14 protein-coding genes are annotated in these 13,843 nt (G+C 61.1%); 2 read left to right on the top strand and 12 right to left on the bottom strand.

What is annotated here, in order from left to right:
- Positions 1–95 precede the first annotated feature (95 nt).
- Positions 96–479: a DUF6124 family protein gene (locus IB250_RS17765; protein ID WP_192345058.1), complete on the bottom strand. Its 384-nt coding sequence runs from the start codon at positions 477–479 to the stop codon at positions 96–98.
- Between the two features lie 588 nt (positions 480–1,067).
- On the opposite strand from IB250_RS17765, the gene IB250_RS17760 reads away from it, so the two are divergent.
- Positions 1,068–1,451 (top strand): SCP2 sterol-binding domain-containing protein, encoded by a 384-nt coding sequence (locus IB250_RS17760; protein ID WP_192345057.1) that lies wholly within the window; start codon positions 1,068–1,070, stop codon positions 1,449–1,451.
- 120 nt (positions 1,452–1,571) lie between these two features.
- Here IB250_RS17760 and IB250_RS17755 read toward each other — a convergent pair whose 3' ends face one another.
- The 7 genes from IB250_RS17755 to exbB all read right to left on the bottom strand — a co-directional run bounded on the left by IB250_RS17755 (position 1,572) and on the right by exbB (position 8,929).
- Positions 1,572–1,823, bottom strand: a complete 252-nt coding sequence (locus tag IB250_RS17755) for a hypothetical protein (protein WP_192345056.1) — start codon at positions 1,821–1,823, stop codon at positions 1,572–1,574.
- A 202-nt stretch (positions 1,824–2,025) separates the two neighbouring features.
- A complete protein-coding gene (locus tag IB250_RS17750; RefSeq protein ID WP_192345055.1) occupies positions 2,026–3,426 on the bottom strand; it encodes an aminoacyl-tRNA deacylase and HDOD domain-containing protein in 1,401 nt (466 codons plus the stop codon).
- A 78-nt stretch (positions 3,427–3,504) separates the two neighbouring features.
- Positions 3,505–5,580: an ATP-dependent DNA helicase RecG gene (recG, locus tag IB250_RS17745; RefSeq protein WP_123499435.1), complete on the bottom strand. Its 2,076-nt coding sequence runs from the start codon at positions 5,578–5,580 to the stop codon at positions 3,505–3,507.
- 9 nt (positions 5,581–5,589) lie between these two features.
- The gene (locus IB250_RS17740) at positions 5,590–6,519 is read right to left on the bottom strand and encodes a hydrogen peroxide-inducible genes activator (protein WP_008007618.1); all 930 of its coding nucleotides are present in this window, start codon (positions 6,517–6,519) and stop codon (positions 5,590–5,592) included.
- A 275-nt stretch (positions 6,520–6,794) separates the two neighbouring features.
- Positions 6,795–7,541, bottom strand: coding sequence for an energy transducer TonB (locus tag IB250_RS17735; RefSeq protein ID WP_123499437.1), 747 nt, complete (start codon positions 7,539–7,541; stop codon positions 6,795–6,797).
- Positions 7,538–7,966, bottom strand: coding sequence for a TonB system transport protein ExbD (gene exbD, locus IB250_RS17730; RefSeq protein ID WP_192345054.1), 429 nt, complete (start codon positions 7,964–7,966; stop codon positions 7,538–7,540). The genes IB250_RS17735 and exbD overlap by 4 nt, the downstream gene beginning before the upstream one ends.
- A 6-nt stretch (positions 7,967–7,972) precedes the next feature.
- Positions 7,973–8,929 (bottom strand): tonB-system energizer ExbB, encoded by a 957-nt coding sequence (gene exbB, locus IB250_RS17725; protein WP_008073416.1) that lies wholly within the window; start codon positions 8,927–8,929, stop codon positions 7,973–7,975.
- Positions 8,930–9,119: 190 nt separating this feature from the next.
- On the opposite strand from exbB, the gene IB250_RS17720 reads away from it, so the two are divergent.
- A complete protein-coding gene (locus tag IB250_RS17720) occupies positions 9,120–9,977 on the top strand; it encodes an SDR family oxidoreductase (RefSeq protein WP_192345053.1) in 858 nt (285 codons plus the stop codon).
- 140 nt (positions 9,978–10,117) lie between these two features.
- Here the strand turns inward: IB250_RS17720 and IB250_RS17715 are convergent, their stop codons facing one another.
- The 4 genes from IB250_RS17715 to rpoZ are packed head-to-tail and all read right to left on the bottom strand — an operon-like array spanning position 10,118 to position 13,745.
- Positions 10,118–10,858: a hypothetical protein gene (locus IB250_RS17715; protein ID WP_123499443.1), complete on the bottom strand. Its 741-nt coding sequence runs from the start codon at positions 10,856–10,858 to the stop codon at positions 10,118–10,120.
- Positions 10,859–10,914: 56 nt separating this feature from the next.
- Positions 10,915–11,295, bottom strand: a complete 381-nt coding sequence (locus tag IB250_RS17710) for a RidA family protein (protein WP_095633622.1) — start codon at positions 11,293–11,295, stop codon at positions 10,915–10,917.
- Positions 11,296–11,318: 23 nt separating this feature from the next.
- Positions 11,319–13,424, bottom strand: a complete 2,106-nt coding sequence (gene spoT, locus IB250_RS17705; protein ID WP_007934594.1) for a bifunctional GTP diphosphokinase/guanosine-3',5'-bis pyrophosphate 3'-pyrophosphohydrolase — start codon at positions 13,422–13,424, stop codon at positions 11,319–11,321.
- Between the two features lie 57 nt (positions 13,425–13,481).
- A complete protein-coding gene (rpoZ, locus tag IB250_RS17700) occupies positions 13,482–13,745 on the bottom strand; it encodes a DNA-directed RNA polymerase subunit omega (protein ID WP_007894670.1) in 264 nt (87 codons plus the stop codon).
- Positions 13,746–13,843 lie beyond the last annotated feature (98 nt).

Raw genomic sequence — 13,843 nt, 5'->3', positions numbered from 1 at the left:
GGACGTTCAACTGGTCGATCGTATTGAGGCTCGGTGCGATTTTGGTTCATCAAGAAGGGGGACGCGAAGCCCCCCGTTCTCTATTCGCGAAGTTGCTACGCCTTCGACCGATACTCCGCCGGATTCGGCGAATCAATGTGATCCAGCGCTCGCTCCACCAACAACCGGACCCCATCCGCCAATCTGCTGAGCGCCAAGGCTAAGGAGCGCCGTGTACCGTCCACGTCGTCGGCCAGGTTGGCGGCGATGGCGCTGATGGACAGCAGGTCTTCCGAGGCGTTGGCCAGGAGGGCTTCGGTGTCGATGTCGGGGGAGACGGTGAAGAGCTTACCTTTGCGTGGTTTGGGTTTTTCAGTGGGCGGCGGGCCAAAGTGGTGGTCTAAGGCGCGTTCGGCGGCTTCGTGGAGTTTTCTGGAATCAAAGGATTCGTAGGGGGATGTGGCTTCGTTTTCTGGTGGATTCGGTGTCGGCTTGATCATAGATGTAGCTTCCTGGAATTAAGAGGCTGACACCGTTTCGCTTTGCACTTCGAAGAGGTGGCAGCTGTGCGTTGGTGTGCAAGACCGGTCCAGGGGCCGGCAGACCCGAAGGTCTCCGACGCACAGCCGCCATAACGATCCGCGAGCATAGGAAAACGCTCGATGAATTGCCATCAACGATTGTGCACCTGGATCGGACTTGCACGTCCGAATCACCGATTTTGCGGTGACGAACAGAGGTTATCGATGAGGGACCAAGCTGCCTAGTTCATGGACAGCCCGGCGTTTTGAAGGAAATGTCCGATAAGTTTGAGGGCATCAAGATCAAAAGATCGCAGCCTTCGGCAGCTCCTACAGGAATGTGTTTCTTCAGGTGTAGGGCGGGCGTTGGGTGTGACGCGGAGCGTCACGGGATGCATTCCCACGCGAGAGCGTGGGAACGATCAAGGTTGAGGCGGTAAAGCGTGACTTGGTGGTCATCATGCGGGAAAAGCAGTTCATCTTCTTCTAACGCAACACGATGGTGGCGTTCTGGCTTGAAGCCGCTACACTGCGCCGGCCGTTCATTTTTCTTTTGAGGCTGTGCGCATGAAATTTCGTTTTCTTCTGTGGATGCTGGGTTTGTTGATGGGTAAGGCCAGTCGGACTAATCCTGCGTTTCAGCAGCAGTTGGGTGACAAGGCATTGGTGTTTCAGCTACAGACCCTGGACGGGAAGGTGGCGCGGCATTTCTTTGTGAAGGATCAGCGCATTACCAGCAAGTCGGGTGTGTATGCCGAGCCGGCGTTTGCGATTGCGTTTAAGGATGCCGCGTATGGTTTTGCCACGATGCAGGCGAAGAACAAGCAGTTGGCGTTTATGACCGGGATTCAGGACAAGTCGATTCAGATCAAGGGCAACCCGGCGTTGGTGATGTGGTTTCAGGGGTTGACCAAGTATTTGAAACCGAGGAAGGCCAAGCCGAAGGCATAGGTCTTTCAGGTAGCTCGCCGGGATTTTCGAGAGCAGGCTAGCCTCTTCAGCCATCCGACTCAGGAGGCTCGCGGGCGTCGAGTGGCTGTGCGGCCTCTAAGTCGTTGAGCGGATTAAAAATCATGCGCTATGTTTCTGCGCACGTCTCTCCTGAAGGTAGCGCCCTTGCAGCGCCAGGATCTCAGACTTGCTTAGAACGCCTTTTCTCTTGAGATTGACGAGTAACTGTTCGATACCATCCAACTCGACGACATCGCCAGCCAAATGGGTAATGCTCACGGCCATACGACTCATGCCGTCACGTCCAGCAGTGACCTTGTTTTCTTTCGCAAGCTTACGGACTTGGCTTGCAACACTGGCTGTTTGGGTCATGGGAAAGCCCTCTATTTGCCGTCAAATCATAGCCGGGCGCTTGCTTTCTGTCGTTGCTGGCTCGGTCGAGCGGGAGCAAGCTCCCTCGCCACAGTGGGATGGTGGTGATTCAGGTGGAACGAGTTGGGTTCTTCGCGGGCAAGCCTCGCTCCTACAGGGATCGCCTGAATCCTGCGGGAGCGAGGCTTGCCCGCGATGCTTTTTAGGCCTGGCTGAATTGCGAAGCCAGTTCGCGCAGCAGCACTTCTGCTTCCAGAACTTTGCTGACCACGTCGTTGGCTTTGTCGCGAGTCAAGCCAACACGCTCCAGCAACGCATCCGGAATGTCTTCATCCGGCCCAGACCCAATCCCGCGGCTGCGCAGCAGGCGTACGGCCAGGCACACAAGGTTCGGGTATTCGGCGTAGTCGCCGTCGTAGCTTGGGTCGTGCTGGAAGCGCAGGGCGGTGGCCAGTTCGTCGGGCATGTCCCAGTAGCGCATCAGCCATGAGCCGATCTGTTCGCGGCTGATGCCCAGCAGGTGTTGTTCCACGTAGCTGTGGCACAGGTGCGGGTTGACTTCCAGGTGGCGGCAGATCAGCGAGAAGTGCGGCGGGAACACGTGGGCCAGCAGCAGGTAACCGAAGTTGTGCAGCAGGCCGGCGAGGTAGGTCAGGCCGGCTTCCGGGCGCTGGGCGCGGGGCATGGCGCGGGTCAGGCCTTCGATGACGGCGGCGGTGTAGATCGATTGCTGCCAGTACGGCGTGGTGTGTTGCGGGTGGTCTTTGGGCAGGCTCAGGGTTTTGCCCAAGGCCAGGCCCAGCGCCAGGTTGATCACCAGGTCGAAACCCAATACCCGGACGATGGCGTCTTCCACTGAACGAATCTTGCCCGGCGAGGCGTAGTACGGCGACGCTGCCCAACTGACGACTTGTGCGGCGAGGGCCGGGTCGGTTTCGACGACGCCGGTGATGTCGTCGATGGTGGCGTTGGGGTCGACGCGCAGTTTGATGATTTTCTGCGCGGTTTCGGCCAGCGGCGGAATCTCGATGGTCTCTTCCAGGCGCTGCTGGATGCGCCGCGCGGTGAACGCTTGCACGGCCTGGGTGATTTCCTCGCGGTCATCGTCGGGGCGGTCGAGGTTTGGACGGATGCGGTTCACGGCTTCGCCGAAATTGCCGGCGCTGGCCTTGGTGAGCATGGTTTTGAAATCGTCGCTGGAGATTTCCAGCAGCACGCCCGGCTCTCCCGAGTTGATCAGCAACGTCGGTTCGCGCAGCAGGCTTTCTTCATACAGGCACGGCGAGCTGGTGAGTGCCGGCAGACCGGGCAACAGGCTCAGGCTGTGTTTGCCGAGCATTTTTACCAAGCGTTCGGTGGGTACGGCGGTCAACCGGCGGCCGGTGAGTTCGGCGAGGCGGTTGAGGTCCAGCAATTGGCTCTGGGGGAACAGCACCATGAGCGCGCCGACCGCATCGTCCAGCAAAACTGCCTGCACTTTACGCGCGGCGTTCAGGCCGTGATGGTCGAGGACTTCTTCATAGGCGATGCCCAGTTTGGCGAGCAGCAGCCGAATAACAGACGGAGCGTGCGGGGTTTCGGGGGCGAGGGCAGCTTCTGTCATGGTCTGTATCCGTTTGCAAACAATTGCAGGAGTATAACCAGCTTGATTAACGCCAGGGTCCAGAAACTGCGACAGTGCTCACACTTGGCCGTATTGCTGCCCATGGCGTAGCCAGCGGTCGAGCAGCGGGCTGACGTGATCCGGCCAGCGTTCGAGCAAAGCCTGAGCGGCGTCGCGCACGGCGGGCAGCAAGTCGGCGTCGCGCATCAGGTCGGCGACCTTGAATTGCAGCAGACCGGTCTGGCGGGTGCCGAGCATTTCGCCGGGGCCACGCAGTTCGAGGTCTTTTTCGGCGATGACAAAACCGTCGTTGGTTTCGCGCATGATGCCCAGGCGCTGACGGCCGATCTGCGACAGCGGCGGATGGTAAAGCAGCACGCAATGGCTGACGGCGCTGCCCCGACCGACACGGCCACGCAGTTGGTGCAGCTGCGCGAGGCCGAGGCGTTCGGGGTTTTCGATGATCATCAGGCTGGCGTTGGGCACGTCGACGCCGACTTCGATCACGGTGGTGGCGACCAGCAGTTGCAGGTTGCCGGCCTTGAACTCGGCCATCACCGCAGCTTTCTCGGCGGGCTTCATGCGACCGTGGATCAAGCCGACTTTCAACTCGCCGAGGGCGGCGGTAAGGTCTTCATACGTGGTTTCGGCGGCCTGGCAGGTCAGCTCTTCAGACTCTTCGATCAGCGTGCACACCCAATAGGCCTGTCGCCCTTCGGCACAAGCGCCGCGCACCCGTTCGATCACTTCGACGCGACGGGTGTCGGTGACCAGTACCGTGTTTACGGGCGTACGGCCGGGTGGCAGCTCGTCGAGGATCGAGGTGTCGAGGTCGGCGTAGGCGCTCATGGCCAGCGTCCGGGGAATCGGCGTGGCGGTCATGATCAGCTGGTGCGGACACATCCGTCCGCCGACGCCCTTCTGTCGCAATGCCAGGCGTTGCTGCACGCCGAAGCGATGTTGTTCGTCGATGATTGCCAGCGCCAGGTTCTTGAACTGCACCTCTTCCTGAAACAACGCGTGGGTGCCGACCACCATTGGCGTACCGCTGGCGATTTGCTCCAGCGCGGCGACACGATTTTTACCCTTGAGCTTGCCGGCCAGCCACGCGACTTCGATGCCCAGCGGTTCGAGCCAGCGCTTGAAGGTGATGAAATGCTGCTCGGCGAGAATCTCTGTGGGCGCCATCAATGCGACCTGATAACCGGCCTCCAGCGCTTGCAGTGCGGCGAGGGCAGCGACCACGGTTTTGCCGGCGCCAACGTCGCCCTGGATCAGCCGTAGCATAGGCTCGTGCTGACTGAGGTCGTAAGCGATTTCGTTGCCGACCCGTTGCTGGGCGCCGGTCGGTGTGAAGCCGAGGTTGGCCAAATACTGAGTCGGCAGCTTCGTGGCTTTTGGCATCGACGGCGCGCGCAGGGCACGCATGCTCTCACGAAGGCGCTGCTGGGACAGTTGATGGGTCAGCAGTTCTTCGAAGGCCAAGCGGTGTTGTGCCCAGTGATGACCGAGGGCGAGTTCGTCGACATCGGCATCGGCGGGCGGGTGATGCAGGTAACGGATTGCATCGGCCAGCGGCGCCAGTTGATAGTCCCGGGCCAGTTCGGTCGGCAGCCAGTCGGGCAGGCTGCTGGGGCCGAGCAGGGTCAGGGTTTGCATGCACAACTGGCGCAAGCGCTGTTGAGTCAGGCCTTCGGTGAGCGGGTAAACCGGGGTCAGGGTTTCGTCCACCGGCGGTGGCTCGTCGCCGGTGATGGCGCGGTATTCCGGGTGGTAGATCTCCAGTCCCGAGGCACCGGGCCGCGCTTCGCCGTAGCAACGAATGCGCGTGCCGCGTTTGAGGCCTTCTTTCTGGGCGTTGCTGAAATGGTAGAAGCGCAGGCTGAGCCCGCCGGTGCCATCTTGCAGACGGACAACCAGGCTGCGGCGTCGGCCCATGACCACGTCGGCGCCGCTGACGGTGCCTTCGATCACGGCGTCCTGACCCGGTCGCAAATGGCCGATCGGGACCACACGGGTGCGGTCCTGATAACGCAGCGGCAGGTGGAACAGCACGTCCTGGAGATTCTCCAGGCCGACCTTGGCCAGTTTCTCGGCCATGGCTTCGCCGACACCCTTGAGTGCCGTCACCGACACTTGCGACAACTCGGTCATGGCAGCGACTTAACCGGCCACCACCGGCGCTGGCGGCTTGGCCACCGAGCACAGGCGGATGGAGTCGGCGAGGATTTCAATCGCCTTCGGCCGCGGGAAGCTCGCGCGCCAGGCGATGGCCACGGTGCGAAACGGCACCGGCGCGCTCAGTGGGCGTACTTCGATCACGCCGGGAGCGTAGTGGTGGCTGTCCACCGCCGAGAGCGGCAGGATCGAAATGCCCAGGCCGGAGGCGACCATGTGGCGAATGGTTTCCAGCGAGCTGGATTCCACCGTGGTGTGTTTGGCGCCGTCGTTGCCTTTGGCCAGGGTCGGGCAGGCTTCCAGCACTTGATCGCGGAAGCAGTGGCCTTCGCCGAGCAGCAGCAGGCTCTTGTCGTTGAGCAGGGCGGCGTCGATGGATTCTTTTTGGGTCCACGGGTGCTGGGCCGGCATCAGGACGTAGAACGGCTCGTCGTAGAGCTGCAAGGTCAGCACGTCGGCTTCGTTGAACGGCAGGGCGATGATGATCGCGTCGAGCTCGCCGTTGCGCAGTTTGTCGCGCAGCACGTGGGTGAAGTTTTCTTCGATGTACAACGGCATCTGCGGGGCGACCCGGTGCAGTTGTGGAATCAGGTGCGGAAACAGGTACGGGCCGACGGTGTAGATCGCGCCAACTTTCAGCGGCGCGGTCAACTGGTTCTTGCCGGCCTGGGCCAGCTCGCGGATGCCTTGGGCCTGCTCCAGGACTTTCTGTGCCTGGGCGACAATGCCTTCGCCGACCGGAGTCAGGCGCACGGCGCTCTTGCTGCGCTCGAAAATCAGCACACCGAGTTCGTCTTCAAGCTTTTTCACGCCCACCGACAGGGTCGGCTGGCTGACGTGGCAACGCTCGGCCGCGTGGCCGAAGTGCTGCTCTTGGGCGAGGGTAACGATGTAGCGTAATTCTGTCAGAGTCATAGCAAGCGTCCATGAAGTTGCGGGCCAAGCATACCGGCTGCAATCGATAGACGCACGTTATCAGACTGAGTGTGTTGAGTGACACTGGGCAATGCAGGTTTGCCGTTGCCAGATATGCAAAAGGCACCTTTCGAGTGCCTTTCACAGGTTTTGTAGCCGCCGAAGAACCTGTGGGAGCGGGCTTGCTCGCGAAGAGGGAGTGTCAGTCGACATCAATATTGCCTGACACACCGCTTTCGCGAGCAAGCCCGCTCCCACATTGGTTCGGCAGTGTCTTAACGGCGGCGTTCCAGCGAGTAAACGAACGGTGCAACGATTTCGATGGAGCCGTTGTTCAGCATATCGGCCGGTGGCTTGGGCAGCGGTTGGGCGCGGCGGATCATTTCCAGGGTGGCCCGGTCCAGATCGGCGTTGCCGGAGCGGCCCACCAGTTCGAACGACAACACGTTCCCTTCGGCATCCACCACGAAGCGCAGACGGTTCAAACCTTCCTTGCCCCGCGCCTGTGCACTGGCCGGGTACTTTTTGTACTTGGCCAAGTGCGCGAGCAGGGTGCCTTGCCAACTGGCCTTGGCCGCTTGCTGCGCCGGCGATGGGCCGGGTGCCGGCTGAGCGGATTTCTCCGTCGGTGCCTGGGTCGGTTGCGCGTCGCTCGGTTTTTCCTCGGAAGGTTTCTCCTTCGGCGGCTCCGGCTTTTTCTCCACAGGCTTGGGCGGTTGAGGCTTCGGCTTGGGCTTGACCGGTTTCGGTACAGCGATCTCGGCCTTCGGCGCTTCAGCCAGCTTCGGTATCGGCAGTTCTTCCACCGGGGCCGGTGGCTGTGGCGGCGTGATCACCTTTGGTGGTGCGGGCGGTGGCGGGGCCGGAACCGGCGCCAGCTCGACCATCATCGCTTGCGGCGGCAGCTCGATCGGCGGGCGCGACGTCCAGTTCAGCGCCAGCGCAATGGCCAGCGCATGGACGCCCAGCACCACGGCCAGGCTCCCGCTGTAACGCGTCAGCTTTTGGCGCGTGTTGATCATTTCTTGGCTGCCGTCTCGAGTCCGACCAGGCCGACCTTCAGGTAGCCAGCGGCGCGCAGGGCGTCCATCACGCTCATCAAGTCGCCGTAGTCCACGCCTTTATCGGCCTGGAAGAAGATCGTCGTGTCTTTCTTGCCCTGGGTCTTGGCGTCGAGTGTGGCGCCGAGGGTCTCGGCCTTCACTTCGTCTTCGCCGAGGAACAGGCGCTGGTCAGCCTTCACGCTGAGGAACATCGGTTTCTCTGGCCGAGGTGCAGGTTTGGCGGTAGAGGCGGGCAGGTCGACCTTGATGTCCACGGTGGCCAGCGGCGCCGCCACCATGAAGATGATCAACAGCACCAGCATCACGTCGATGAACGGCGTGACGTTGATTTCGTGGTTCTCGGCCAGATCGTCGTCTGCGCCTTCTTTCAAATGCAGGCCCATGGCCGATTACCCCACTTTCACCATGTGCGGTTGCGAGCTGCGCTGCTCGGTCGGCAGGTGGTCGAGATCACGGCTGACCAGCAGCAGGACTTCTGCCGAGGCGTCGGACACTTGTGCCTTGTAACCGGCGATGGAGCGGGCGAAGACGTTGTAGATGACCACCGCAGGAATCGCTGCAACCAGGCCCAGCGCGGTTGCCAGCAGGGCTTCGGCGATGCCGGGAGCCACGACGGCGAGGTTGGTGGTCTGGGTTTTGGCGATGCCGATGAAGCTGTTCATGATGCCCCACACGGTGCCGAACAGGCCGACGAACGGCGCGGTGGAACCGATGGTGGCGAGTACGCCGGTGCCGCTGCTCATGTTGCGACCGCACGCAGCGACGAGGCGCTCCAGGCGGAAGCTCACACGTTCCTTGATGCCTTCCTTCTCGCGGCTGTTGGCCGACAGGCGCATTTCTTCCAGCGCGTCGTGGACCAGCAGGTTGGCGAGGGTGCCTTCCTTGGCCGCCGTCGCACTGGCTTCTTTAAGGGTGGCGGCTTTTTTCAGGTGGACGATTTCAGTGCGCAGACGACGCTTGGCGCCCATCAGCTCGAAGCCCTTGGCGATCCAGATGGTCCAGGTGATGATTGAGGCGATGGCCAGGCCGATCATCACGATCTTCACGATGATGTCGGCGTTCTGGTACATGCCCCACGGCGACAAGTCATGGGCCATGCCCAGCGTATTGTCGGCTTCGAGGACTTCCGGCACGTCAGCGGCGTCTATGGCCTGGACCGGATCGGTCGCGGCAGGTGTCACGGCAGGCGCGGCGGGTGTTTGAGCGGCAGCAGGCTGGGTGGCCGGCGCTTGTGCATCGGCGAAGGCGGCGGTCGGCGCCAGCATCAGGCTGAGCAGCAGGGCGGCCACCGCGCTCCAGGCGCGAGGTCGTTTGGTTGGCGAAGCGGGGAATTGATTGGGTGTCATGCTGGCCGGACCTGAAAGGGAAAAAACGGTAAATGTTCTTCCAGGCCTCGTGAGGCCGAGAACAAAAGTGGCAGGCATTATTGCAAGTAATTCTTGTTAACAAAAGTAATAGAGTATCTTTTTTTCCTTCATTGCTAGCCGCGTGTCCTTTGCCGACGCTAGTCTGTAGCTTTCCGATAGGAGTTTTCTGATGTCCGCGCCTTCTGTTTTGATCGCCGGCTGCGGTGATGTCGGCAGTCGTCTGGCTACGCAATTGCTGGCTTGTGGGTGGGAAGTTCACGGCTTGCGGCGTGATGTCTCACGCCTGCCACAGGGCGTGATTGGCGTTGCCGGCGACTTGTTCAGTAAAGACTGCCCGGCGACCTGGCCAATCGGTGCGGTGGATTACCTGGTGTATTGCGTGGCGGCTACCGATCACGATGAGGCCGGATACCGCGCCGCTTATGTGCAGGGTTTGCAGCACGTGCTGGAATGGCTGAGCGACTATGGGCAAGTACCCAATCGACTGCTGTTCGTTTCCAGCAGCAGTGTTTACGGCCAGCAGAGCGGTGAGTGGATCGATGAGACTTCGCCGACGGTGGCGGGCGGTTACTCGGGGCGTTTGATGCTCGAAGCCGAGCAGGTGGCGCTCGATAGCGGCATCCCGGCCAGTCTCGTGCGCCTGACCGGTATTTATGGTCCGGGTCGAGAGAGGCTGCTGACCCAGGTCCGCCGCGGCTATCGCGTGGCGATCGATCCACCGTTGTACGCCAACCGCATTCATGTCGACGATGCGGCGGGATTGCTGGCGTTTCTGCTTGAGGCGGATCAACGCGGGGTGGCGCTGGATGATTGCTATATCGGCGTCGACGATGCGCCAGCACCACTGGCAGAAGTGGTGGGCTGGCTACGAGAGTATTTAGGCGTGACCGAATGGGATGACGACGCGAGCGTGCGGCGCACTGGCAGCAAGCGCTGCAGCAATGCCCGGGCGAAGGCCTTGGGCTGGGCGCCGAAGTATCCGAGTTTCCGCGAAGGCTACGCTGCGATCCTCGAAGGCCGCTGCTGAAATCCTGTCACCCCAAAACAATTGTGGGAGCGAGCCTGCTCGCGATGGCGGTTTAACAATCAACGATGATGTTGAATGTTATGGCCTCATCGCGAGCAGGCTCGCTCCCACATGGGTTCTGCGTTGACCTCAGGGCCGGGTTACTGTTTTTCCAGCAACCACTTGCGATCACCCGGCGTAAACGAAGGCATCTCGTCCGCCAGTGCGGTATTCACCGTCTGGAAAATCTCCAGTTCCTTGCCCTTGCGCGCAAAGATCCAGGTATTGCCCTGGCCGTTCACCTGCAGCCAGATGTTGTCGTTGCCGCCGCTCATCGACGCGCAATCGCCCGCCAGGCACAGGGCATAACGATCAGCACCGGGCAGGCCGGCGACCTGGCCATCGGCCTGGAACTGCACGGTGTTGCCTTCGCCCGGGCCGCTGACGATTTTCCAGCTGCCGCCCATATAAGCCGAATACAGCGCTCGCTCGAAACTCGCGCCAATCGGTGCGCCTTCGGGTACCGGGACCGATGCACGGTCGAAGACTTGCTCCGGCTCGTTGTCGTTGGCGGCCTGGCTCAGTTGCTTGCCATCACGCTTCAGCTCGCTGGCGGAGCTGCCATAAAAGTCGACTTTCCACGCGCCGGACTCTTCGCCCAGCAGCTTGCCTTCGACGTTTTCAAAACCATTGGTGTAGCGGGCCTGACCGGCTCGGGTGTTGACGTCCCATTCCAGGTTCGGGCCATAGGCCTGGAGCGCTTCCCGCAGGGGGCCGCCCTTGGATGCAGCATCGATCGCCGACTGATTGATCCAGGTGCCGCTGATATCACGATCGGCAGGATCGCTGGCACAACCGCCCAAGAGAAGGGCGACCAGCGAGAGAGCTAGCGCTTGGCGCATGGTGGAATCCTTTCAAAACAAGATCGGCGCAGCCTTTAGCGGGCTGCGCCGCACGTTTACTCGATGACCAGAATGGCATCCATTTCAACCTGCGAACCCTTCGGCAGGGCTGCTACGCCGATGGCGGCGCGGGCTGGGTAAGGTTGCTCGAAGTACTTGCCCATGATCTCGTTGACCTTGGCGAAGTGGCTCAAGTCGGTGAGGAAGATGTTCAGTTTGACGATGTCCTTGAACGAACCACCGGCCGCTTCAGCCACGGCTTTGAGGTTCTCGAACACCTGGACGGTCTGGGCTTCGAAGCCTTCAACCAGTTCCATGGTTTTTGGGTCCAGAGGAATCTGACCCGACATGTAAACGGTGTTGCCAGCCTTGATCGCCTGGGAATAAGTACCGATGGCGGCCGGGGCCTTGTCGCTGTTGATAACGGTCTTGGTCATGTATGACTCCTTGTGAAGGGGGGCTACGCGCGCATGCGGGTGATGCGAATCACCCCGGTCAGGGCGCGCAGTTTCTTGATCACGCGGGCCAGGTGCACGCGGTCGTGCACACTGACCACCAGTTGGACCACGCTGATACGACCGTCGCGTTCGTCCATGCTGATTTTTTCGATATTGCCGTCGGCCGCGTTGACGCTGCTGGCCAGCAGGGCGATCAGGCCGCGCTGGTGTTCCAGTTCGACGCGCAGCTCGACATTGAATTCGCCGGTGACATCCTTGGCCCACGAGAGCTGGATGCATTTTTCCGGGTTGTGACGGATTTCGCTGATGTTGCGGCAGTTGTCCAGGTGCACGACCATGCCTTTGCCCGCGGACAGGTGGCCGACAATCGGGTCTCCCGGGATCGGCGTGCAGCACTTGGCGTAACTGAGTACCAGGCCTTCGGTGCCACGAATCGCCAGCGGGCCTTCCGGGCTTGGCAGCTGTTCGCCTTCGCCGAGCAGGCGACGGGCGACCACGTAAGCCATGCGATTGCCCAGGCCAATGTCTTCGAGCAGGTCTTCGATCAGTTCGAGGCGGTATTCGTGGAGCATCAACTGCACGCGCTCGGCCGGGACTTTTTCCAGGGAGCTGTCGAAGCCGTTGAGCACCTTGTTCAGCAGGCGTTCGCCGAGGCTGATGGACTCGGAACGGCGTTGCAGTTTCAGCGCATGGCGGATATGAGTCCGCGCCTTGCCCGTGACCACGAAGTTGAGCCAAGCCGGGTTCGGCCGCGCGCCGGGGGCGCTGACGATCTCGACCGTGGAGCCGCTTTGCAGCGGTTCGGACAGCGGTGCGAGACGACGATTGATCCGACAGGCAATGCAGCTGTTGCCCACGTCGGTGTGCACCGCGTAAGCGAAGTCGACCGCCGTGGAGCCTTTGGGCAGCTCCATGATCCGGCCTTTGGGCGTGAACACGTAGACCTCGTCCGGGAACAGGTCGATCTTCACGCTCTCGATGAATTCCAGCGAGTTGCCGGCCCGTTGCTGCATTTCCAGCACGCCTTTGACCCACTGACGGGCGCGGGCGTGAGTGCCTTTGGGCTGCTCGTCGCCGCTGGATTTGTACAGCCAATGGGCGGCGATGCCATTGTTGGCCATCTCTTCCATTTCACGGGTGCGGATCTGGATTTCGATCGGTACACCGTGCATGCCGAACAGCGTGGTGTGGAGCGACTGGTAGCCGTTGGCCTTGGGGATCGCGATGTAATCCTTGAAGCGCCCCGGCAACGGTTTGTACAAATTGTGCACGGCACCCAGCACGCGGTAGCAGGTATCGACCTTGTCGACGATGATCCGGAACGCGTAGACGTCCATGATCTCGTTGAAGGCTCGACGCTTGCCGCGCATTTTTTTGTAGATGCCGTAGAGGTGTTTCTGACGACCGCTGACCTCGCCCTGAATGCCGTCGATGGCCAGGCAGTGGCTGAGGGACTCTTCGATCTTGTTGACGATTTCCTTGCGGTTGCCCCGGGCGCGTTTGACCGCCTGGTTGATCCGTGCGGAGCGCATCGGGTGCATGGCCTTGAAGCCGAGGTCTTCGAATTCTATGCGGATGGCGTGCATACCCAGCCGGTTGGCGATGGGCGCATAGATTTCCAGGGTTTCCTTGGCGATCCGCCGGCGCTTTTCGCCGGACAATACTTCCAGGGTCCGCATGTTGTGCAGGCGGTCGGCCAGCTTGACCAGGATCACGCGAATGTCGCGCGCCATGGCCATGGCCATTTTCTGGAAGTTTTCGGCCTGGGCTTCGGCTTTGGTCTCGAAGTTCATCTGGGTCAGTTTGCTGACCCCGTCGACCAGTTCGGCCACGGTTTCGCCGAACTGCGCTTGCAGCGCTTCCTTGGCAATACCGGTGTCTTCGATCACGTCATGCAGCATGGCCGCCATCAGGCTCTGATGGTCCATATGCATGTCGGCAAGAATATTCGCAACCGCGAGTGGGTGCGTGACGTACGCCTCACCGCTGCGGCGGCGTTGGCCATCGTGGGCTTGTTCGGCGTAGAAGTACGCTCGGCGGACCAGGTTGACCTGGTCCTTGCCGAGGTAGGTCGATAAGCGATCGGCGAGGGCGTCTATGCTCGGCATGATAATTCCTGCCGTTCGTTGTGACCCCGCGCCGTGCTACGTCGACCAGGCATGGACTTATACTGCCTCGTTGGACTCGTCCTCGAACGCTGCGAACAGCGGTTCGTCTTCGACGATTTCTGCGTTGGCGATGAACTCGTAGCTCATCAGGCCTTCGGCGATTTCACGCAGCGCTACAACAGTAGGCTTGTCGTTTTCCCACTGAACCAGGGGCTCTTTGCCGCCGGTGGCCAGTTGACGGGCACGCTTGGTGGACAGCATGACCAGCTCAAAACGGTTTTCCACGTGGTTCAGGCAGTCTTCAACGGTTACGCGGGCCATGGTATTCCTCGGAGCGAATGCAATATGCGCGCTGCCCGGGTGGGCGAGCGGACTCAACAGTTTAAAAAATCACCAGCGATTAGGGAAGCGCTGATTTT

The sequence above is a fragment of the Pseudomonas sp. PDM09 genome (genome assembly GCF_014852305.1).
GTDB lineage: Bacteria > Pseudomonadota > Gammaproteobacteria > Pseudomonadales > Pseudomonadaceae > Aquipseudomonas.
Note: the sequence above shows the minus strand (reverse complement) of the source record. Positions and strands in the feature narration are given on the sequence as shown.